A 22,329-nucleotide genomic window follows, 5' to 3' on the forward strand; every position below is an offset into this window, starting at 1 on the left:
TCAGAAATTTCCTGATTTCCACCTTTTCATCCTCACCCCCAAAACCGCGCGATCGCGCCATTAACGGTTTGTTGCCCCCATCCGGATTCGCCGTTTAGGCCCGTGTTTACTAAGTTATTCGCGTGGAAATGTTATTCTCCACAGTGAGTGCGATCTGTGTGTGGAGTGAAGGATTTTATGGTAACTTCTCCGAAATGGACCCAAAATGGAAGCGCAGCCAATTCGCCAATGAATATTACCTCCGTCCCCGTAACCAAATCCGTGTTGAACTCGAAAGAAGCGATCGCGAAAGAACTCGGAAACGGTAGTGTGTGGAATGGAGGCGGCTTAAACCTTCCTAAAAGTGCGTTATTTGGAACCGATGGCATTCGCGGACGGGTGGGGGACTTTTTAACCGCCCCGTTAGCGGTTCAAGTCGGCTTTTGGGCGGGCCACGTCCTCAAAGCCCAAAGCAAGCGATCGGGTCCGGTGATTTTAGGACAAGATTCGCGCAACTCTAGCGATATGTTAGCCACGGCCCTGTCTGCGGGGTTGACCTCTGCCGGATTGGAAGTGTGGAATTTGGGCTTGTGTCCGACCCCTTGCGTGGCATATTTAACCCAAGTTTCCGAGGCGATGGGTGGGGTGATGATTTCCGCCAGTCATAACCCGCCGGGAGATAACGGGATTAAGTTTTTTGGGGAAAATGGGACGAAACTTTCCTCGGAATTACAAAAACAAATTGAAGCGGGGGTTCGCGGTCAAACCAATGGTGGGATTACCAGCCTCACGTGGGGAAATTATTATCAGCGATCGCAATTAGTTAAAGAATACGCTCAATTTTTACAACAGCCCCTGGTGAGTAAAGAGTCTCTGGGTGAGTTGCCTTTACAAGGATTGCGGATCGTCCTCGATCTCGCTTGGGGCGCCGCTTCCGTGTTGGGGCCGCAAGTGTTCCGAGACATGGGGGCGGAGGTGATTTGTCTGCACGATCGCCCGGACGGCGATCGCATTAATGTCGATTGCGGTTCGACCCACTTACACGCCTTACAAACGGCGGTGAAAGAGTACGGCGCCGATATGGGGTTTGCCTTCGATGGAGATGCCGATCGCACCTTAGCCGTTGACGACCGAGGTAGGGCGATCGATGGCGATTATATTCTGTTCCTGTGGGGTCAGAAACTGCGCCAATTCGGCCAATTGCCGGGAGAGGCGATCGTCGCTACGGTGATGTCCAATCTCGGCTTCGAACGGGCCTGGCAAGCCACGGGCGGCCAATTATTGCGCACTCCCGTCGGCGACCAACACGTTCACGCGGAAATGATGCGAAGCGGTTCGATGTTGGGCGGCGAACAGTCCGGTCATATTTTGTGCCGCCATTACGGCGTCAGTGGCGACGGTTTGATGACGGCGTTGCATATTGCCCGTTTGGTTCGCGAAGGCGGTGTCACGTTGTCGGAGTTAATTGAGGGCAGTTTCCAAACCTATCCCCAGTTATTGCGTAATGTGCGGGTGGAAGACCGGGAACGCCGCCTCGCTTGGCAGGACTGCGATGCTTTGCAACAGGCGATCGCCTCTGCGGAATTGGCGATGGGCGATCGCGGTCGCGTCCTCGTTCGCGCCTCGGGGACCGAACCCGTGATCCGCGTCATGGTCGAAGCCGCCTGTCCCGATTTAGCGGAACATTGGACTTCTAACTTAGTGATTGCGGTCGAACGCCATCTCGCCGCTTGAAGATGAAAGTTTTAATGTAAGTCTGTCGGTTTGAGATGAGGCGGGCATTTTGCCTGCCTCACTTATATTTTCTTTGTGCTACCCGTTTTCAAGATCCGTCAGTTCAAACCTTCTCACTTTTGGAGGCGATCGAGGCTGGCTAGCACGTCTCGGCTGTGAAGTGAAGGATTAACGCCAAGAAAGCGCTCTTGCAAAATTCCCTCCGGATCGACTACGTAAGTATGACGCAGGGAATAAGGCGCCATCCACGAGCCGTAAGCCCGACTCACCGAGCCGTCCGTATCCGCCAAGAGCGGGAATTTCAGCCCTTCCGAATCGCAGAATTCGGCGTGGGAGTCCACCGAGTCGGCGCTAATCCCGAGAATTTGCGTATTTCGTGCCTGATATTCGCCTAAATCTTGCTGGAAGCGACGGGCTTCGATCGTGCAGCCCGAGGTGAAGTCTTTCGGATAGAAGTATACGACAACCCACTGACCGCGATAGTCGGAAAGTGAGATTTCTCCATCTCTGGTATGGGTGGGTAAGGTGAATTCGGGGGCGGGTTCCCCGATCGCGGGTTGCGCTCCACCGAGGGCTTGAGCGCCGGAGATTCCGGCGATCCAGGCGACCCCGGCGAGAACCGTGGCGAGGAGAACGTTGAGCAGTGGGCGGCGGAAAATGGCGAGCATGAGCTTAGATGAGGATATCAATCGAACTGTAAGATAGTTTAACGAGAATTGGTACTTTATTGACAACTCGCTTCATTTATCCCGATCGCCGTCAATTTCATCGAGAATACGGTTGAGTTTTAGAGAAGTTGTAAGTTTTAGAAATCCGATCTTTCTGAAAATGTGAGTTTAATCAATTACTTTACAAGTTACTTTAAAATCGCCGCCCTCGCGGTTGTCTTGGGAGGCGCTTTCCAGACTTCCTGTCCCCAAGGCGCGATCGCCGCTCCTCACTTCGATCGCGCGGGCGCCCCGGGTTGCCAGGTTCGCGAACTGCCCCCCGCAGGCGATCGCTTCTACGCCAAAGCTTGCACGGTGGAGGGAATGACGGTTACCAGTTCCGCCCGGGTGAGCGATCGCGCTTTAGAACAAGCGGCAGCGATCGCCCGGCAGATGCTCGCTTCCCGTCCGGATATTCGCCGCAAAATGCTCGAAAATCATCTGCGGATCGGCATTATCGGCGTTCGGGAACAGACGACGGATCTCCCCGAATATCGCATTCTCAAACAAGAATATCCCGATCTCGACTGGGACCGCCTCACTCGAGGACTTGGGGGAACGCCGTTTATTCCCTTGGTCACCGCCGCCGAAGAGAATCTTTTATGTTGGACGGGCGATCGGTATTTTGGTGAAAATATATTCGTTCACGAATTTGCCCATACAATTAAAGATTTAGGGATTGTTTATCTCGACAGGACATTTCAAGCTCGTTTAAACTGGATTTATCGTCAGGCGATCGCCGTCGGATTGTGGCGCAATACTTATGCAGCAGTCAATCCCGAGGAATATTGGGCGGAAGGGGTACAATCTTATTTTAATGTCAATTTAGAAGTCAATTCGAGCAACGGTATTCACAATCAGATTAATACTCGCGAAGAACTTCGAGCTTACGATCCGAGGTTGTATCAGTTAATTTTTGAAATCTTTGGCGATACCCAGCTCGTTTCTCCTTGTCCCCTCGATTGAGTTGATGGGTAATTCTCCTAACTCTACGGTAGAAAAGGGTGATTTAAGAGGGATTTTATGTTTTTATGTAAGTTTTTGATTCATCCTTTGATTCATCCAGGGATTAAAAGCGTGCTGAATTTAAACTTATCCAAGAACGATCTATATTTTGTTTTAAAATAATCTAAAATCTAAAATCTAAAATCCTTCATGTCTTTTCAGTACGAGCGCACGATTCGCTTCGCCGATACCGATGCGGCGGGAGTGGTTTATTTTGCTAATATTTTATCGATTTGTCACGAAGCTTACGAGGCGTCTTTAGCGGAATTTGGCATCGATCTTAAAAGCTTTTTTAGCGATCGCGCGATCGCCATTCCTATTGTTTCCGCTCATGTCGATTTCTTTCGTCCGATCTTTTGTGGCGATCGGATTTCGGTTGGGGCGATCGCCCAGTCTCTCACTTTAGACAGTTTTCAGCTAACTTACGCTCTCCACCCTCGGGGATCCCAATCTCCCTGTCTTGCGAAAGCGACCACCAAACATGTCTGTATCGACCTCGACAGTCGCTCTCGTCAACCCCTGTCACCGCCCATAGCCCACTGGTTGGAACTTATGACTTCTTAAAATAAAGTGAGTAAAAACTCAAGCATTTTTTGTAAAAATTCATACTTTCTAAAGGAATGTTAAGAGATAATTTAGAAATAATTAAGAAAACAAGTCTTTTTGCTAGCTCGTGCTAGTGATTTTTACTCAATAACCCACCCCATTATGACTTTGGAGACAGTTTTTTACGAGCAGATTCGCAAATTAGGCTATTGGGATCGAACCGAATCTATAAATAGTTTCAACGCGAACCATCCCTTATCCCTCGCTTGGTCGAATCCGAATACAACCGTTGCGCCGGAAACGATGTTTCAAATCACCTGGTTATTAGCATCGACTCGCCGACGCCAACGACTCAATCCGATTGACGTTCGCATTTTAGATCGAACGGCGGCAGATATTGCTTACGACGGTCATATTATCGCGGCGACAGTTTCTTACGTCAGCTATCTTTGGGAGCAAGTTTACCGCCAGGAGTTTCCCCACGCGGTGCCTGAAAAATAGTAGCACTTGCGGTTAATTTTTGCATTTTTTCTGATAATTGTTGTTGCAACTGCTCTCGGTTCAGTTTACCGCGATCGTTGCGAGGTAATTGCTCGATCGCCCACCAATATTTCGGACACTTGAACGGGGCTAAATTTCCCTCTAAAGCCCGTGAAAGCTGCTCGGAGGAAATGTCGCGAGAACCGGGGACGTAAACGGCGGCGATCGCCTCACCCCAATCGCGATCGCTCAGGGCGATCGCGCAGACATCTTTGACTAATCCCGTGGCGCGGATCGCCGCTTCCACTTCTGCGGGAAACACGTTTTCGCCTCCAGTAATAATCTTATCGCTATTGCGTCCGACGATTTGCAAATATCCGCGAGCGTCAATATATCCCAAGTCGTCGGAATTGAAAAAATTGAGGTCAAATTGATTGGATGCGTTTCCCTCGCTTTCTGGAAAATACCCCAAAGCGAGGGATTTTGCCGCGATCGCCACGACGCCAATTTCTCCCGGTTTTAACCTTTCTCCCGTCGGCGTACAAATTTTGAGCCTTGCATGGGGTAGAACGCGACCGCTACTGTTATTTCCCGCTAAAAAGTCTTCCGGTTTTAAGGTAACGACCCCAGAGGCGGTTTCGGTCATGCCATAGGTCGGCGCGAGGGGAATGTTCAGGGTTCTTGCCGTGGCGAATAAGTCCGACCAGGCAGGGGCTCCACCGAGAAGAACGACTTCAAAGCGAGCTAAATATGCTGCCGCTTGGGGAAGGGAGAACAAGCGTTGCAATTGCGTGGGAACGAGAGAAATAAAATAGTTTGACGGGTTAAAATTGGGCGGAATTTGTTGGGGGATGGCTTTATAAGAGGGAAAAATTGCCAAGTTTCCCCCGGTGAGAAGCGATCGCCAAAATTGCATTAAACCACTGACGTGATACAGGGGTAAAACGCAAAAACTATTGACGCGATCGCGATCGAAGTATTCGCAAAACCCGCGAACGGAAGCGGTTAAAGTTCGTACAGTATGAATGGCGAAGCGAATTTTTCCCGAAGATCCCCCGGTGGGAATCAAGATGCACGGAGTTTCGGTCCGTGGGAGAGTAAATTTGGGAAAAGGAGACGGGGAGTGAGCGGGAATGGCTGGAATGTCTCCCCAGATGAGATCGGGGCGGATGGCGTTAAAGAGTTGCTGCCATTCTGGGGGTTGCCAGTGGGGATTGCAGAGGAAAACCGGGCAGTTTCGGGCGATCGCGGCGAGTAATCCGGCGAGAAAGGCGACGGGGTCGCGTTCGGCCAGAAAAATGACCGTTTGGGGCGCCACCGCGTCGAGTTCGGCGAGTTTGGCCTCGAATTGCTGGTGTAAAATCGGGCAGGCGCGGCGATCGCCGACCTGGAGACCATCGGCGTCGAGCCAGGAAGAGAAGCGGGTGAACAGTGCGCTTAGAGGTCGGTCCATAAGCGATCGATCGAGACTTCCTCACCGTCCTCAAACCAGTGGGTGACGCCGAAACCGACGGCGCGACCGCCCGGATTTTGCAATTCGGCGGCAATTTTGAGCGCCGCCTGTCGTCCGACCTGGGTTTCAAATACCGAGGAAAAGACGGCGTCGATCTCCTGAGTTTGGCAAAATTGGCGCAATTCCGACGGCGACCCGGCGATGCACGGTTTAATCACGAAAATGCCGCGCCAACCTTCTCGGTAAACTTGGCGCAGTTGGGAGAGTCCGGCGACGGATTCGTCTAAGGCGAGGGGAATGGCGAAGCGATCGGCTAATTGCAGCATCTCGTCGAGGTCGCCGACGGCGAGGGGTTGTTCGAGAAATTCGATTTTGAGGGGGAGATGCTCGATCTCGCCGAGACGTTCGCAGGTTTCCAGCCAGCGACAGGCTTGGTCGTAAGTTAAGGCGCCGTTGGCGTCGAGGCGCAATAAGGCGGTTTCTTGGAGGAAACTATCGCGCAGCGATCGCACCAGTTGTTGAAAGCTTTTAAGTTCGGCTTCGATCGGCGCGACGCCGATTTTCCATTTAAACGTCCGATAGCCTTGTTTCCAGAGGATTTGACGGGCGATCGCCGCCCCGGCCCCGGCGGGTAGCAAACCGCTATAGGTGAGGTGATGGTAGGGGACGGCTTCAAATCCTAATTCCGGTTGGACGGCGATCGCCGACGGTTGCGTACTGACAATTTCCCACGCCGATTCGATCGCGAACTGACAGGCCGTCAAGCGAGGCGGGATCGAGAAAATGATTTCCGGCCCGATCTCGCGACCGAGTTGTTCGCAAAAGCTCGAGGCGTCTGCCAGGGTTTCCGACCCGAACCAGGGAACCGGGGCAATTTCTCCATAGCCGACTTTGCCGCGATCGTCGGTGAGGCGCACGATAATCCCTTCACGGACTTCCCAGGTTCCGTGGGGGGTGGTTAGGGGATGTTTGAACGGGCGACGGTAGGGACGAAATTCAAATTGGTAGCGCATCTACTTCTGGAGACAAAAATCGCACCACGGCGGTCGTCCAGTCTCTCAGGTTTTCAAAATGCACGGTATGACCTGCATTCGGCACGATCGCCAACCGAGCAACCGGACACGATCGCGCCATTTCCCGATTGATGGCTACAAATTTATCATCGCACTCCCCCACGAGCAACAGGAGGGAAGCCCCGCAATCTGCTAAATGCGGCCATAATGACGGTTGATTGCCCGTTCCCATGTAGCGCAAGCAGGTGGCGAGTTCTGCGGGGGAATTGCGCGATCGCGCCGCCAACAAGCGGGGAAAGTCCGGATGCGATCGCAAGGATGCGAACAGGGGCTGACGGTACCAATCGGTTAAAAAGCTGGAGAGTTCGACGGTTTCGAGTTGGGCGGCTAAGGCCCGATCTCGCTGGCGCCGTCGCGATCGTTCGGCGGCGGTTTTCAATCCCGGCGAGGCGGACTCCAGCACCACTTTGGGGAAGCGATCGGGATAATGGACGGCGAGGTATAAGGCGAGGCGACCGCCCATTGAATAGCCGTACAGAAAGCATTGTTTGATGGTTCGGCGATCGAGCCAGCTTACCAAACCTCGGGCGGTCTCGGCGATCGTGTAATGTCGTCGGCCTCCGAATACCCGAGTTTGGCCGTGTCCGGGCAGATCGACGGCGATCGTCCGGAAGCGATCGCCCAAGACGGCGATCGCCTCTCGAAAATTCTCCCCATTTCCCATAAAGCCGTGCAGCAGCACTAAGGTCGGACGGTCGGATGGTCCGGCGATCGTGGCGTGAAAATGGTAGGGAAAGGTCTGATTCGATGTCCTGCTGCCGTTCACAGCACGAACCCGACTCCTAAGAGCAAACAAGACCAAAAATGAAAATTGACGGCGATAAATTTGCAGTTACTGACGAGATCGGGGCGATCGTGATAGGTGCCCACGTGGCGGCACAGTTCCACCGCCGCAGGCAATCCGGCAAAACTGAGCAACGTCCACGCCGGAAACAGCCCCACGGCGACCCATACGGCGGTCAATCCCAGGCAGGTCCCGCAGAAGATCGGGATCAGTTTCGCCCCCGTCGCCGTCCCCATCCGGACGATCGGCGATCGCTTCCCCGCCGCCAGATCGTCGTCTACTTGGTGGAAATGGGAGCAAAATAGGATTAAGGTCGTCGCCATGCCGACGACGACGGACACCCACAGGTTCAAACTCGACCACGTCTGAGTTTGGCTGTAGTACGCCGCCGACATCCCGACCGGGCCAAACGCAAAAAAGCACAAGAATTCACCTAATCCTTGATAGCCGAGACGGAATGGCGGCCCTTGGTAGCAATATCCTAAAAAGCAGCAGGTTAAAATTAATCCTAAAACCGTCCAGTCTCGTTGCCACCAGCAAATCGCCAAAACTCCCGAGATTCCGAGAGTCAGGCAAAGATTCGCCAACCAAAAAATTAACGATTTATTACCCGTTAAATTTACGAGAGAATGAGCTTTGTTTTTATCGATTCCCGTCTCCGAGTCGAAGACGTCGTTACTCAGATTTTCCCAAGCGAGGATTAAAATTGCCGAACTTATAAAAATGGAAAAGGTTACCCAGTCGAGGACAGATGTTTCGTAAAAGGCGACTGCCGTCCCCACCCAAATCGGCACGATCGCCACGCTATACATGGGGGGCTTGATGGCGGCCAGCCATAATTTAGCGTTCGATCGCTCGATAGTCCGCGTAGTCATCAAACATCCTTAATTTGCACGTCCAGCCAGCCCAATAATTCTACAATACGGAAGGTTCGATCGCCCCGGCTCGTTAACCCGGCAAGGGGTTGCCCGGATGCGGGGGACCCGCCGGAACCCTGCCCAAGGCTATAGCGATGCCGCAGGCGATCGGCGATCGCCTCGCTGCCAAATTCGCCCGATGGCGTGTGCGGCGTGCGTGGCAATGCTTAGATAGAGAGAAGGGAGATGCCCTCGGGTCGTTTCCCGTTCCTCCGAAAGAGCCGCTTCGCGAACGACCGTCGAATCGAATCGCGAAGCGATAGGGGACGCCCTCGCCCCCGCACTCAACATCTGCTAAATTTTTCCATGCCAGTTGTACCCTCCGATGCCAATCTCTTGCAAGATCGCCGGGAACTCTATCGGTTCCTCGCCACTTGTCAGCAGGTCGCCGTCGAAAAACAATGTCCCCAAATTGCGAGTATTTCCCTTGAAGTTCCGCCTCTAGACCCCCTCGCGATTCTACAGGCCCTCGCCCGACCTTCGAGACTCTATTTTTATTTGGAAAATGGCGGCGAACAAGAGGCGATCGCCGCCATCGATTCGGCAGTGGAGTTTGAAGTCAGCCGAGGGAAAGATCGCTTCGATCTCGTCCGCGAGTTCGTGCGATCGTCTCAAAAAAATACGATCGCTACGGGTCTTCTCGATCCCCCCTTTAGTGGATTGCATTTCTTTTGTAGCTTTACCTTTTTTGACGATCCGTCTTCCGAATCTTCCCCCTTTCCTGCCGCCCGCGCCTTTCTGCCGCGCTGGCAAATTTCTCGGTCTCAAAACCGTTGTTTTTTAGCGATCAATACTTGTCTGCAGTCCGACGACGATCTCGATCGCCTCTCGGAAAGGGTTTGGCAAGATTATCAAAATATTATCCATATTCCCTCCAACGGTCTGCGTCAATTCGAACCGCTTCACCGTTTAAATGGGTTTAAAAAGTTCTCCATCGAACAATTACGCAATTTCAAAGAATCGGCGATCGCCGCCATCGATGCCATTGGCGATCGCCAGTTTCATAAAATTGTCTTGGCCCACGCGATCGACGTCACTTTAAAAACTCCTTTTAATCTCGTCCATTCTTTACAAAATTTATCCGCACTCTATCCCGATTGCTATATTTTTGCCACCGGGAACGGTCGCGGCGATCGCTTTATCGGCGCCAGTCCCGAACGCTTACTCGGCATCCGCAACGGTCAACTCGTCACCGACGCCCTCGCCGGATCGGCCCCGCGCGGTCGAACCCCCCGCGAAGATGAAGCCCTCGCCCAAGCGCTTTTGAATAGCGAAAAAGAACGACACGAACATCGTTTGGTCATTGACTTCATCACCGAATGTTTGCAACAGTTGGGCTTGAATGTCGCCAACAACCGCGCCATTCCCCTCGTCCCTCACTTACTGCAACTGTCCAACATCCAGCATTTATGGACTCCGATTCGCACCGAAGTTCCCGCCAACGTCCATCCCCTCGAAATTTTAGCCCGCCTCCACCCGACCCCCGCCGTCGCCGGATCTCCCCAACAGACCGCCTGCGAACAAATTCGTCATTACGAATGCTTCGATCGCGGACTCTATGCGGCCCCCTTGGGTTGGGTGGACGATCGCGGTAACGCCGAATTTATCGTCGGGATCCGTTCCGCCTGGATTCACGGCGATACTTCTTTCTCTTTTGGAGAGGCTTCGCGAACGGAGTCCTTTCGCGAACAACGCCAATCCCCTGCTTTTAACCCCTCTACGAACCCAGATCCAGGCGATCGCGCCCGTCTCTACGCAGGCGCCGGAATCGTCGCCGGATCGGATCCAGATAAGGAATTAGCAGAAATTCAACTGAAGTTGCAAGCGTTGTTGAAGGCGTTGCTATGAGAGGCAGAAGGCAAGAGGCACGAGGCCGGGGGGAGGAGGGTCGCCACTCCCCGTTCCCCAATCTAAAATCTAAAATCTAAAATCTAAAATTCCCTATCTCTCCATGCAACCTTCTCAACCCCTTATCGATTTTCGCAATACGAATACCGTGTGGGCGTCGATTTTGGTCGAGACCTTGTGGAGATCGGGATTGCGACGCGCCATCCTTTGTCCCGGTTCGCGATCGACCCCACTGACGATCGCCTTTACCCGCCATCCCGGAATTGAATCGATTCCCGTCCTCGACGAGCGATCGGCGGCTTTTTTTGCCCTCGGTTTGGCCAAACAAAGCGCGATCGCCACGGCTTTAGTCTGTACTTCGGGAACGGCGGGCGCCAATTTCTATCCGGCGGCGATCGAAGCGCGCGAAAGTCGAGTTCCCTTGCTCGTTCTCACTGCCGATCGCCCCCCGGAATTGCGCGACTGTCATGCGGGACAGGCGATCGATCAAGTCAAGTTTTACGGCGATTATCCGAACTGGTATGCCGAGTTAGCCACGCCGTCTCTCGATCGCTCCCTCTTGCAATATTTACGCGAAACTGCCATTCGCGCTTGGCGCCATACCCTGTTTCCCGTTCCCGGTCCGGTTCACCTCAATCTTCCCTTTCGCGACCCCCTGGCCCCCTTACCTCAACCGGAAGCGGCAGCGTTGGCTCCCGATTTTGACGCCGAGGGCTTTTTTGCTTCGATCCGTCCGCCGCAATGTCCCCAGTGGGAGTTGTCGGACGTGGCGATCGCATCGGTTCTGTCTCAATGGCAGCCTTGCGATCGCGGGGCGATCGTCGCCGGGGTGGCGCAACCGCCGGACCCCCAACGCTACTGCGAGGCGATCGCCATTTTATCTCAAACGTTGGGATGGCCCGTTCTCGCGGAAGCTCTATCTCCACTTCGCAATTTTGCCCGCTTAAATCCTTATTTAATTTCGACTTACGACCCGATTTTACGCCATCCGACCCACGCCGATCGCCTCAAACCGGAGATGGTCGTCCAAATCGGACCGCTTCCCACGAGTAAAGTCCTACGCAGTTGGTTGGCGAGTGCGCAGGCGCAGCACTGGATCGTCGATCCGGGCGATCGCAATCTCAATCCCCTCCACGATCGCGCGGTTCACTTACCGACGGCGATCGAAGCTTTGGCGGCGCGTCGGTCTCCCGCTTCCACCCCGCCGCTTCCTTCTGCTTATCTCAAAACCTGGTTGGATTTAGAACGGCAAGGGCGATCGCGTCTGGACGAGACGATCGCTGCTCTGGATGCGGCGATCGAACCGAAAGCGGCGTGGTTGCTTTCTCAAGTGCTGCCCCCCGCAACGCCCTTGTTTATTGCCAACAGTATGCCCGTGCGCGATCTCGAATGGTTTTGGTCCCCGGGAAATCGTCACGTTCGCCCCTTTGTCAATCGTGGAGCCAATGGCATTGACGGTACGTTATCGACGGCGTTGGGCATTTGTCACCGCGATCGCCCGGGGGTTTTACTCACCGGGGATTTGGCGTTTTTACACGATACCAACGGTTTGTTAATCTCCCGTCAGTTCGTCGGTCATCTGACGGTGATTTTAATCAACAACAACGGGGGCGGTATTTTTGAAATGTTACCGATCGCCCAATTCGACCCGCCGTTTGAAACCTTTTTCGCCACGCCGCAAGCGGTGGACTTCGGCCAACTCTGTGCCGCTTACGGTATCGAATACCAGGCGATCGCAACTTGGACGCAATTGGAAGCGCTTTTGCATTCGTTGCCGGATCGGGGAATTCGCTTGCTCGAAGTTCGGACCGATCGCCGTCACGATACCCTCTGGCGTCGCGATTGTTTGAGCGACCTATTCCTTTAATTGCTTTCGTTTGTTTCGCAATTTTTGGCCAATTGTTAAGTTTTTATTCAATCGCCGCGCGCCGCTTAAAAAAGGGGTAGCGCGCGGCGATTTTTTCTGCTACAATGTCTTTTGTATAATGGTAATTTTGACAAAAAATTTAAAATTTCACAGATTCCCATTATATAAAAAATAATACCAAACCTTCAACAAAAAAGCCAGAGCCTACCCGCCAAAATGCCGCGCGAAAAGGTTAATTTTTATTACAAAATCGCAAAACCATCCGGTTTCAGTCGGGAAGCGCGATTTAAGCTAAATTTAAGCTAAAAACTCAGTCACTCGTTGTAAGTAGGTCTGAGGATCTTCGAGCATGGGAAAGTGAGCGGTTTTGGAGATTTCGACAAAATCGATGCGATCGCTCAAATTGGCGGCTTCTCGACCCATCGCGGCGGGAATGATCCGATCGTACTGTCCGGCGACGAGCAACACGGGAACTTGCAGGCGGGCAAATTCGCGGGGCATCACTTCGGTGGCTTTTTTAGAAACCGACGTGTAGATCGTACCGAGAGCGGCTTCGTAATCGGCGATCAAAAAATCTTCTAAAAAGGCGCGCTGTAAGGCTTTGGGAATCGATCGATGCAGAAAGCGAGCCATGAACAGGCGATCGACGAACGGAATTTTAGCCAACCAAAGCGGGCGAAATTTGACCACCTGGCCGCCCCATTTATGAAAGGCACTAAAAGCAGGTTCGTCGTACTCGAAAATGCCGCTACAGGTAAGGATGGCACGTCCGACGCGATCGCCGTAGCGGTTGAGAAAGAGGGTAGCGATGGAAGCCCCCATCGAGTGGGAGTTGAGATCGACGCGATCCAAGCCGAGTGCGTCGAGCAATCCGGCGAGATCTTCGGCGTAGGTCTCTAAATCGTATAATGCTTCGAGTTGCGCCCGGGCGTCGGCGAGGATCGTCTCCGAGGACTCCGCCGCAGTAAGAGGAAGCGATCGCCCGAAGCCGCGCAAGTCGTACAGCAGGCAATCAAAACGATCGGCCAAGGCTCGTGCGGTACTTTCCCAGTATCGGGACGAACCTCCCCAGCCGTGAATGAAGACCATCACGGGTTTCGACCCCGTAGGGCGATCGGTGCCGATCCACTCGTAATAGTGTTCGACACCCCGAACTTGAATGTAGGGCATCCTGACCGCTTGAGATCGTGAGCATCTAGAGGGCAACGCAGCACGCGCGGCGCGCGGCTTAACCCGATCGCCGTCAAGCCGATTCCGGTTTCGGCAGGGAAGACGGATGTAAGAGCAGTTCGGCAGTCGAGCGTTTTTCGACCATCTCGCGAGTGATGAAACAGCGCGTCACATCTTTGCGCGAGGGCAGCTCGTACATGACATCGAGCATCAGTTCCTCGACAATGCCGCGTAAGGCCCGCGCTCCAGTTTTGCGGCGGTACGCTTCTTGGGCGATCGCCCGAATCGCATCTTGCTTGAACTCCAGATGAACGTTGTCCATCTTCATGAGTTTTTGATATTGCTTGACCAGTGCGTTACGCGGTTCGGTCAAAATCTCCGTCAGCGCGTCTTCGTCGAGGGGATCGACCACTGCAATTACCGGAATCCGACCGATAAACTCGGGAATCATCCCGTACTTCACCAAGTCGTCCGGTTGCAACTGCTTGATCGCATCTGACGCTCGTTTTTCCTTGGAGGCGGTATCTCCCGGCTGCACGAAGCCCATGGATTTTTTACCGATTCGCTGCTCGATCGTTTTTTCTAACCCGACAAAGGCTCCACCACAGATAAACAGGATATTACTCGTGTCGATCTGGATGCAGTCTTGATACGGATGCTTGCGTCCGCCTTGCGGGGGAACGTTCGCGACCGTACCTTCGAGCATTTTGAGCAACGCTTGCTGGACCCCTTCTCCGGAGACATCTCGGGTAATCGAGGGGTTTTCGCTCTTGCGCGCGATTTTGTCGATTTCGTCGATATAGATAATGCCCCGTTGAGCTTCTTCTACATCGAGGTCGGCCACTTGCAGGAGGCGCAGCAAGATATTTTCCACATCTTCGCCGACGTAACCCGCTTCGGTGAGGGTCGTGGCGTCGGCGACGGCAAAGGGAACGTCGAGGATATCGGCGAGGGTTTGCGCTAACAGGGTTTTGCCGCATCCCGTCGGACCGATCAAGAGAATGTTGGATTTTTGCAGTTCTACCGGATCGTCAGCCGCCACTTTGCCCGACTGTTTTGCCTGAGTAAAGCTCAAGCGCTTGTAGTGGTTGTAAACGGCGACGGAGAGAACTTTTTTGGCTTCATCCTGACCGATGACGTGATCGTCGAGATATTTTTTAATCTCTTTCGGCTTGGGAATTTGATTTAAAGACAAGTTAGCCGAGCGGGCCCGCCGTTTGGGCGGTTGTTCCGTTCGGGGGACTGGTTGGGGTGCTGCGGTGCCCGACTCAAATAGCTCTTCGTCTAAAATTTCGTTACACAGGTCAACGCATTCGTCGCAGATATAGACTCCCGGACCAGCTATTAATTTTCGCACCTGCTCCTGAGACTTGCCGCAAAAGGAACATTTCAGATGGGAGTCGTACTTAGACATAGACAGCCTCTTACTTAGCGTGCGGTAACAGCCTCTCCCGATTTCGGAAGACCCGGCTTATCGATAACGTTGTCAATTAGACCGTACTCTTGTGCTTCTTGCGCGGACATGAAGAAGTCGCGATCGGTATCGAATTCGATCTTGTCAAACGGTTGACCCGTATGACGGGCTAGCAATTCATTTAAAGTCCGCTTGTGATAGAGAATTTCTTTGGCTTGAATTTCAATATCAATCGCTTGCCCCTGAGCCCCACCGAGGGGTTGGTGGATCATGATTCTAGAGCTCGGGAGGGACAAACGTTTTCCCGCCGTGCCTGCCGCGAGTAAGAATGCCCCCATACTAGCGGCTAAACCGTAGCAAATGGTCACGATCTCCGGACGAATTTGCTGCATGGTATCGTAAATCGCCATTCCGGCGGTAACCGAACCCCCGGGAGAGTTGATGTAAAGCTGGATCTCTTTTTCCGGATCTTCGGAATCGAGATAGAGCAGTTGGGCGACAATCGAATCGGCGACACTGTCGTCGATGGGGGTTCCTAAAAAGATAATCCGCTCGCGTAGGAGTCGGGAGTAAATATCAAAGCCCCGCTCGCCCATCCCGGATTGTTCTACCACCATCGGAATCACTCCCGTACTGGTGGAGTAAACCTCCAAGGAACTGAAACTGGCGATCGGACAATGGGACTGGGATACAAGCATAGAATCTGAGTAATTGCCTGTAGTCGAGCGATCGAATCTCAAGCCAAACTCCTATGGCTTACGCCAACATAGTACGTCTGATCTACCCCCATTATGCCCCAGCTCACCCGACAGTGGTGGAAAATTCAGGAAAAATGAAAAAATTGAGCGGCGGCGATACTTCTTCGGGGTTGCTTCGCGATCGCCTCGCCGGGCGCCGTGAGGGTTTCCAAAAGCGAGGGGACGCCTGCGCTATCCGTCGATCCCCTCCGCTTCGATTACGACTCGCTCGCGGTTTCCGATTCGGTTTTCACCGCTTCTTCTTCCCCGGGGGCGGACGTTTCGGGGGTTTCCTCTTCCCCTTCGGGAGTCGAGAGGGTTCCTTCGGGAACCAGTTCGATTTGAGCGCGTTCTAACAGCCAGTCCGTCGCTTTTTCTTTGAGCAGTTCTTCGCCGAGAAAGTCGCGCACGCGCTGGGGGTCGGCATTTTCCGGGATCTGTTCTTTAATCTCTTCGAGGCGGGCGTTGATTTCTTCTGCCGACACCTCGATCGATTCTCGCTGGGCGATTTCTTTTAAACCGAGGGACTGTTTCAGCTTTTCGATCGCCTCCGGACGGGATTGTTCGCGCAGTCGCGGCAGGTTCTCTTGAGTATAAAGCTGTTTGATATCGAGTCCGTAATTGCTTAACTGGATTGCCGTTTGCTGCAGCATCCGATCGATTTCGCGATCGATCGACGTTTCGGGAAGATCCACTTCGACATGGTTGACGAGTTCGGCCAACAAAGCTGCTTCTTTGTTCGATTTCGTCTTATCTTCTGCTTGTTTGGCGTAGCGCGAGGCGATCGATTCGCGCAGTTCGGCGAGGGTTTGAAACTCGCTGACCGCTTGGGCGAAATCGTCATCTAATTCCGGTAATTCTCTTTCTTTGAGATCCTTGAGCTCGACCTGAAATTTCGCTTCTTTTCCGGCTAATTCTTCACTCGCATAATCTTCCGGAAAGTTGACGACAATTTCGCGGGTGTCGCCGATATTCATGCCGACGATTCCTTGAATAAACCCGGGGATAAACCGCTCTTCTAACAGTTCCACTTGAAAGTCTTCTGCTTCGCCGCCGGGAATGGGAACCGATTCTCCCTCGCTGACAAATTCGCCGCGATAATCCACCACCGCAATATCGCCGAGTTGAGAGGGGCGATCTTCTACGGGGATTAAGGTTGCTTGTTCCTTGCGACGCTCTTCTAAAAAGTTATCGACTTGTTCCGGCGGCGATTTGACTTCTTCCGCTTGCAAAGACAATCCGACATAATCTTTGACCTCGACTTGCGGCGGGACGTCAACGGAAGCGGAAAACGTCAGGGGTTGACCGGGTTGGAATTGACCGAGTAGATCTTCAAAAGAACTCAACAGTTGGAAGTTGCCGAGGACTTCGATTTTCTCTTGTTCGATCGCCTTTTCCAACGAGCTTTGAATCAAATCTTCAATGGCGGCTGCTTTGATGCGACCGACGCCCAACCGTTGAACTAATACCTGGCGGGGGACTTTACCTTGGCGAAACCCAGGAATACGAGCGGAGCGACTGAATTCTCGAATCACCTGCTCGTAAGCGTTCTTGGACATTTCTGGGGAAACTTCAATTTCCAAACCAATTTTGCTGGCGGGGAGTTTTTCCTGGGTAACTTTCATCGAATCTCGTTCAGAAAATAGATAGGGTTGACATGGGTGCAAGTGATGTTGCTCCCGATCGCCGTTTCGCCAGACCTTCAAGACCGGGTTGGCCATGGCCGATTTCCCAGCCGGATTGCCGAGCCAGCAGGTTTGCTGCACAAACCCTGGCGACTGGTCCGGTCGTCAAGTCGGGGGCAAATAACGATCTTAGCCCATTGTGAGCCGATCGCCGACAATTCGACTTTCGACATACTCCCCGGCGCCATCGCCGTTGGGGACGCTCTCGCCCTGGCCAACCCCTCGAACAGTTACCCCTGGGAGTCTTCTCCCCAGTGGCGCGCGGCAGACTCCCTCGGCGTCGTTCCCTCCGGCGGGTCCGATTGGGCAAGCAGGTCCACTCCTTGTATGATAAGCTAAGTGACTTAAACGATCTAAAGCCTTCGGTGCAAGGGCGATCGGGTCGTGCCGACACGGGCAATCCCCTCCCTCGCCTCGCTTCCTTAGCGTTCGGGCGAAGTGCTAAGCGACGATCGCCGCTCTCGCCTCAAGCCAGTGCCCGATCTTGAGTTAAGATACACGTAATTCGGTTTTTTAATGGCCGATCGCCTCACTCAGGCGAGGCGATCGTAAAGAAAAACTTCTATTTAAAACCAACGCACTCAAGCCGATTGCCCCCTCCTCTCCTCAGCCCTCCCAACCCACCGCGCGCGTTCTGCCCCAGGGAGTCGCGGTCGAGCTGAAATTAGACTGAAATGGACTGACAGTAACCGATAACTATCCCCGAGGGAAGGGCAAACTACCGAACTCATTACAATCACCTTTATTGATACTCAAACGAACGAATCTCGACGTAAATACAGGAGGAAATTAATTTGTCGAAATCCTATCGAGTGGCTATTTTGGGCGCGACGGGAGCCGTCGGAACCGAGTTAATCGAACTGCTCGACCGTCGGAACTTTCCCCTAGCCGAATTAAAATTATTGGCTTCTCCCCGTTCAGCCGGAAAAACCCTGCCGTTCAAAGGGGAGCAGCTAGAAGTCGAAGCCGTCTCCGAGGAAGCCTTTAAAGGAATCGATCTCGTCTTGGCTTCGGCGGGAGGCTCCACCTCCAAAGCCTGGGCGGCGAAAGCGGTAGCAGCCGGAGCCGTGGTCATCGATAATTCCAGCGCCTTTCGCATGGATCCTGCGGTGCCGCTCGTCGTGCCGGAAGTCAATCCTAAAGCCGCCGCCGCCCACCGAGGCATCATTGCCAATCCCAACTGTACGACGATTTTAATGTCAGTGGCCGTATGGCCTTTGCACCAGGTCCAGCCCGTGCGACGGATCGTCGCGGCGACCTATCAATCGGCGAGTGGGGCGGGGGCACGGGCGATGGAAGAAGTCAAAGCCCAAGCCCGAGCTATTTTAGCCGGGGAAACCCCGACCGCCGAGGCGTTCCCCTATCCCCTGGCCTTTAATTTATTCCCGCATAACTCCGCCCTCGACGAGCGCGGCTACTGCGAGGAAGAAATGAAAATGGTCAACGAAACGCGCAAAATCTTCGACGCTCCCGAGATGCAAATCTCGGCGACCTGCGTCCGCGTTCCGGTGTTGCGCGCTCATTCGGAAAGCCTCAACTTGGAATTTAGCGAGCCGTTCGACCCCGACCGAGCCCGAGACATTCTCGCGCGATCGCCGGGAGTCCGATTGGTCGAAGATTGGCAAGCGAACTACTTCCCGATGCCGATGGAAGCGACGGGACGCGATGAAGTCCTCGTCGGACGCATCCGCAAAGATCTGTCCCATCCCTGCGGGTTAGAACTGTGGTTGAGTGGCGACCAAATTCGCAAGGGAGCGGCGTTAAATGCCGTGCAGATTGCCGAGTTGTTAGTCAAAGAAAGTTGGCTGCAGCCCGCCACGGCTGCAGTGTCGAGCTGAAAACCGGAAACGACCGCTCGGAGCGGATCCCAATGGGGTTGGCCGACGGCGAGACAGCCGCCCGCACGGTGGCGAGGCGCTCGCCGCGACAGGCGCGCGCGATCGCGCCCTCATCAACGGTCGTTACGCCCCCTCGGGGCCGCCAGTCTTTCCCCAAACCGGGAATCCTTTAACCAGAAAGAGTTTAGATTAGGAGAGTGTGGTGAATTTCGGACGAGTTCTCACCGCCATGATTACGCCGTTTAAAGAAGACGGCAGTGTCAATTACGAAGTCAGCGAAAAACTAGCCGCCCATTTGGCCGATCGCGGCACCGATACGATCGTCGTGTGCGGCACCACAGGCGAATCGCCAACCCTGACCTGGAGCGAAGAATACGAACTGTTCCAAGTTGTCAAAAAAGCCGTCGGTGGCAAAGCTAAAGTGATGGCAGGCACCGGATCTAATTCCACCCGCGAGGCGATCGAAGCGACCACCCAGGCCGCCAAATTGGGCCTCGACGGTTCCCTGCAAGTCGTTCCCTACTACAACAAACCGCCCCAAGAAGGACTCTATCGGCATTTTCAGGCGATCGCCCAAAGCTGTCCCGACTTGCCGATAATGCTCTACAACATCCCCGGTCGCACCGGGGTCAACCTCGAAAGCGAAACCGTGGCTCGCTTGGCGGAAATTCCCAATATCGTCGCCGTCAAAGAAGCCAGTGGCAGCGTCGATCGCGCCAGCGAGATCCGGCGACTCACCCCGCCGGAGTTTTGCATCTATTCCGGCGACGATTCCATGACCCTCCCCTTACTCTCCATCGGCGGATCGGGGGTCGTCAGCATCGCGTCCCATCTCGTCGGCGATCGATTGCAACAAATGATTCGCGCCTTTGAAAACGGCCAAACTCAAGAGGCGATCGCCATTCATTTAAAACTCTTTGGACTCTTCAAAGCTCTCTTTGCAACCACCAATCCCATCCCCTTAAAAGCCGCACTGCACCTGCAAGGATGGCCCGTCGGCTCTCCCCGCTTGCCCTTGTGCGAAGCTTCCGAGAGTGTCATTGCCACCCTCAAACCCGTTCTCGAAGACCTCGATCTGCTCTAGGCGATCGCCCAACTTCACTCAACTGCACTATTTTCAAGCGTTATCGGTCAGTTGTCATCGGTCGGGGCGTCCCGTCGCCGCCTGTGCCGGGTTCCCTCACTCGTGGGAACTGACCCTCGGTTGAATTCTAATCCTTGACAAGCTATCTATCTAAAAGCAAACTCATGAGTAAAAACGGATCCTCACCTGCCCTCAAAATCATTCCCCTAGGCGGATTGCATGAAATTGGTAAAAATACCTGCGTCTTTGAAATCAACGACGAAATTCTCCTGTTAGATGCAGGTCTGGCCTTCCCCACCGACGACATGCACGGGGTCAATATCGTCCTGCCAGATATGACCTACCTGCGGGAAAACCGCCACAAAATTAAGGGAATGATCGTCACCCACGGACACGAAGATCACATCGGCGGGATCCCGTTCCACCTCAAACAATTTGACATTCCCGTCATTTACGGCCCTCGCTTTGCCATGAGCTTGCTGCAAGGCAAACTCGAAGAAGCAGGGGTCAGCGATCGCACCGAACTGCGTAGCGTTCTCCCCCGCGAAATCGTCCGCATCGGCAAATCCTTTCTGATCGAATTCATCCGCAACACCCATTCGATCGTCGATAGCTTCACCGTCGCCTTACATACCCCCGTCGGCGTCGTCATTCACACCGGAGACTTCAAGATCGACCATACCCCCGTCGATGGCGAAACCTACGACTTGCAAAAGCTCGCCGAACACGGCGAAAAAGGCGTCCTCTGCCTGATCGCCGACTCCACCAATTCCGAAGTTCCCGGCTTTACCCCTTCGGAACGGTCGGTGTATCCCAACTTGGATCGCATTTTTTCCGAAGCCCCCGGTCGCCTCTTAGTCACGACCTTCGCTTCTTCCGTCCACCGCCTCAATATTCTCCTGCAACTGGCGAAAAAACACGATCGCACCGTCTCCGTCGTCGGTCGCTCCATGCTCAACGCGATCGCCCACGCGCGCAACTTGGGCTACATTCAGTGCGAAGATAACTTATTCCAACCCCTCCACGCCATCCGCCAGCTTCCCGACGAGAAAGTGCTGATCCTAACTACGGGATCCCAAGGCGAACCGATGGCTGCCCTCAGCCGCATTGCCAACGGCGAACATCGTAAAATTAAAATCCGTTCCGGAGATACGGTGGTCTTCTCCGCCAACCCGATTCCCGGCAATACGATCGCCGTCGTCAACACGATCGACAAGTTGATGAAACAAGGCGCCAACGTCATTTACGGTCGCCATCAAGGGATCCACGTCTCCGGTCACGGCTGTCAGGAAGACCAGAAACTGATGATCGCCTTGACCCGTCCCAAGTTCTTCTTACCCGTCCACGGCGAACACCGCATGTTGGTCAAACATTCCCAAACCGCTCAAAGTATGGGAATCCCGGCGGAAAATATGGTCATTATCGATAATGGGGATGTCGTTTCCCTCAGCCAAGAGAGTATTCGGGTCGTCGATCGCGTGCCGTCCGGCATCGAATTGGTCGATTCTTCGCGCACGGGGGTGGTTAAAGATGACGTACTCAAAGAACGCCAACGTCTCGCCGAAGATGGCGTCGTCACGATCGCCACGGCGATCGGCTGGAATGGCAAACTGGAAATGGAACCGTCCCTTCACTTGCGCGGGGTCGTCTCGACCATCGAACCCAATTTGTTGCAAAAATGGGTGGCGGAAACCTTAGAAGATACCCTCAGCGATCGTTGGTCGAATTTCGCCCAAACTAACGATGACGGTCAAGTCGATGTCGATTGGTCCGGTCTCAAAAATCATTTGGAACGGGAATTGCAACGGATGTTACGCCGCGAATTGCGTCAACAACCTTTACTGGTGTTCTTGATGCAAACCCCAAAGCAACCTCCGGTGAAATCAAACAACTCCCCAAAAACCGGACGCCGTCGCACGCGATCGACGGCTAAAGTCGCTTCTTAATCGCGTCGGGGTACGGCATTCATCTGTACCCCCATCCAGTCGATCCATTTACCGTTCGCTCT

Annotated in this window: 19 protein-coding genes; 9 read left to right on the forward strand and 10 right to left on the reverse strand. The window is 53.7% G+C overall.

The genetic code is table 11. The annotated features are described in order from the left end of the window. Nucleotides 1-228 precede the first annotated feature (228 nt). Nucleotides 229-1,713, forward strand: coding sequence for a phosphoglucosamine mutase (gene glmM / locus JJD41_RS08540; protein WP_234488552.1), 1,485 nt, complete (start codon nt 229-231; stop codon nt 1,711-1,713). Nucleotides 1,714-1,826: 113 nt separating this feature from the next. Here the strand turns inward: glmM and JJD41_RS08545 are convergent, their stop codons facing one another. Then, nucleotides 1,827-2,381: a peroxiredoxin gene (locus tag JJD41_RS08545; protein WP_200665551.1), complete on the reverse strand. Its 555-nt coding sequence runs from the start codon at nt 2,379-2,381 to the stop codon at nt 1,827-1,829. A 162-nt stretch (nt 2,382-2,543) separates the two neighbouring features. Here JJD41_RS08545 and JJD41_RS08550 point away from each other — a divergent pair, with 162 nt between their 5' ends. The 3 genes from JJD41_RS08550 (at nt 2,544) to JJD41_RS08560 (ending at nt 4,472) form a co-directional block, all read left to right on the forward strand. After that, the gene (locus JJD41_RS08550) at nt 2,544-3,386 is read left to right on the forward strand and encodes a hypothetical protein (RefSeq protein ID WP_200665552.1); all 843 of its coding nucleotides are present in this window, start codon (nt 2,544-2,546) and stop codon (nt 3,384-3,386) included. 189 nt (nt 3,387-3,575) lie between these two features. Next, nucleotides 3,576-3,989 (forward strand): acyl-CoA thioesterase, encoded by a 414-nt coding sequence (locus JJD41_RS08555; protein ID WP_200665553.1) that lies wholly within the window; start codon nt 3,576-3,578, stop codon nt 3,987-3,989. A 144-nt stretch (nt 3,990-4,133) separates the two neighbouring features. Then, nucleotides 4,134-4,472, forward strand: a complete 339-nt coding sequence (locus tag JJD41_RS08560; protein ID WP_168570176.1) for a hypothetical protein — start codon at nt 4,134-4,136, stop codon at nt 4,470-4,472. Here JJD41_RS08560 and JJD41_RS08565 read toward each other — a convergent pair. The 5 genes from JJD41_RS08565 to JJD41_RS08585 are packed head-to-tail and all read right to left on the reverse strand — an operon-like array spanning nt 4,411 to nt 8,842. Next, the gene (locus tag JJD41_RS08565; RefSeq protein ID WP_200665554.1) at nt 4,411-5,904 is read right to left on the reverse strand and encodes a 2-succinylbenzoate--CoA ligase; all 1,494 of its coding nucleotides are present in this window, start codon (nt 5,902-5,904) and stop codon (nt 4,411-4,413) included. The two genes, JJD41_RS08560 and JJD41_RS08565, sit on opposite strands and share 62 nt — an antisense overlap. Further along, nucleotides 5,889-6,917 carry an o-succinylbenzoate synthase gene (locus tag JJD41_RS08570; protein WP_200665555.1) on the reverse strand — a complete coding sequence of 343 codons (1,029 nt, stop codon included), beginning with the start codon at nt 6,915-6,917 and terminating at the stop codon, nt 5,889-5,891. The genes JJD41_RS08565 and JJD41_RS08570 overlap by 16 nt, the downstream gene beginning before the upstream one ends. Beyond that, nucleotides 6,901-7,743, reverse strand: coding sequence for a 2-succinyl-6-hydroxy-2,4-cyclohexadiene-1-carboxylate synthase (menH, locus tag JJD41_RS08575; protein WP_370583763.1), 843 nt, complete (start codon nt 7,741-7,743; stop codon nt 6,901-6,903). Before menH ends, JJD41_RS08570 begins: the two co-directional genes overlap by 17 nt. Further along, a complete protein-coding gene (gene menA / locus JJD41_RS08580) occupies nt 7,740-8,636 on the reverse strand; it encodes a 2-carboxy-1,4-naphthoquinone phytyltransferase (protein WP_200665556.1) in 897 nt (298 codons plus the stop codon). The genes menH and menA overlap by 4 nt, the downstream gene beginning before the upstream one ends. Beyond that, nucleotides 8,636-8,842 carry a hypothetical protein gene (locus JJD41_RS08585; protein WP_200665557.1) on the reverse strand — a complete coding sequence of 69 codons (207 nt, stop codon included), beginning with the start codon at nt 8,840-8,842 and terminating at the stop codon, nt 8,636-8,638. Before JJD41_RS08585 ends, menA begins: the two co-directional genes overlap by 1 nt. A gap of 142 nt (nt 8,843-8,984) precedes the next feature. On the opposite strand from JJD41_RS08585, the gene JJD41_RS08590 reads away from it, so the two are divergent. Together JJD41_RS08590 and menD are read left to right on the forward strand one after the other, a co-directional pair. Then, nucleotides 8,985-10,526 (forward strand): isochorismate synthase, encoded by a 1,542-nt coding sequence (locus JJD41_RS08590; RefSeq protein ID WP_200665558.1) that lies wholly within the window; start codon nt 8,985-8,987, stop codon nt 10,524-10,526. A gap of 103 nt (nt 10,527-10,629) precedes the next feature. Beyond that, nucleotides 10,630-12,393: a 2-succinyl-5-enolpyruvyl-6-hydroxy-3-cyclohexene-1-carboxylic-acid synthase gene (gene menD, locus JJD41_RS08595; protein ID WP_200665559.1), complete on the forward strand. Its 1,764-nt coding sequence runs from the start codon at nt 10,630-10,632 to the stop codon at nt 12,391-12,393. Between the two features lie 297 nt (nt 12,394-12,690). Here menD and JJD41_RS08600 read toward each other — a convergent pair whose 3' ends face one another. The 4 genes from JJD41_RS08600 to tig form a co-directional block, all read right to left on the reverse strand. Beyond that, a complete protein-coding gene (locus JJD41_RS08600) occupies nt 12,691-13,563 on the reverse strand; it encodes an alpha/beta fold hydrolase (RefSeq protein ID WP_200665560.1) in 873 nt (290 codons plus the stop codon). Nucleotides 13,564-13,636: 73 nt separating this feature from the next. Further along, nucleotides 13,637-14,977 carry an ATP-dependent protease ATP-binding subunit ClpX gene (gene clpX, locus JJD41_RS08605; protein WP_168570184.1) on the reverse strand — a complete coding sequence of 447 codons (1,341 nt, stop codon included), beginning with the start codon at nt 14,975-14,977 and terminating at the stop codon, nt 13,637-13,639. A 14-nt stretch (nt 14,978-14,991) separates the two neighbouring features. Next, entirely contained in the window at nt 14,992-15,675 is a 684-nt protein-coding gene (gene clpP, locus JJD41_RS08610) for an ATP-dependent Clp endopeptidase proteolytic subunit ClpP (RefSeq protein ID WP_200665561.1), read from the reverse strand. 257 nt (nt 15,676-15,932) lie between these two features. Continuing rightward, the gene (tig, locus tag JJD41_RS08615) at nt 15,933-17,339 is read right to left on the reverse strand and encodes a trigger factor (RefSeq protein ID WP_200667171.1); all 1,407 of its coding nucleotides are present in this window, start codon (nt 17,337-17,339) and stop codon (nt 15,933-15,935) included. Nucleotides 17,340-18,193: 854 nt separating this feature from the next. Between tig and JJD41_RS08620 the strand changes: the two genes are divergently transcribed. The 3 genes from JJD41_RS08620 (at nt 18,194) to JJD41_RS08630 (ending at nt 22,267) form a co-directional block, all read left to right on the forward strand. Beyond that, entirely contained in the window at nt 18,194-19,237 is a 1,044-nt protein-coding gene (locus JJD41_RS08620) for an aspartate-semialdehyde dehydrogenase (RefSeq protein WP_200665562.1), read from the forward strand. Between the two features lie 199 nt (nt 19,238-19,436). Next, nucleotides 19,437-20,321 (forward strand): 4-hydroxy-tetrahydrodipicolinate synthase, encoded by an 885-nt coding sequence (gene dapA, locus JJD41_RS08625; RefSeq protein WP_200665563.1) that lies wholly within the window; start codon nt 19,437-19,439, stop codon nt 20,319-20,321. Between the two features lie 164 nt (nt 20,322-20,485). Beyond that, nucleotides 20,486-22,267 carry a ribonuclease J gene (locus tag JJD41_RS08630; protein WP_200665564.1) on the forward strand — a complete coding sequence of 594 codons (1,782 nt, stop codon included), beginning with the start codon at nt 20,486-20,488 and terminating at the stop codon, nt 22,265-22,267. Nucleotides 22,268-22,329: the final 62 nt, after the last annotated feature.

Origin of the sequence: Oxynema mangrovii CENA135 (assembly GCF_016632315.1) — a bacterium.
GTDB classification, from domain to species: domain Bacteria; phylum Cyanobacteriota; class Cyanobacteriia; order Cyanobacteriales; family Laspinemataceae; genus Oxynema; species Oxynema aestuarii.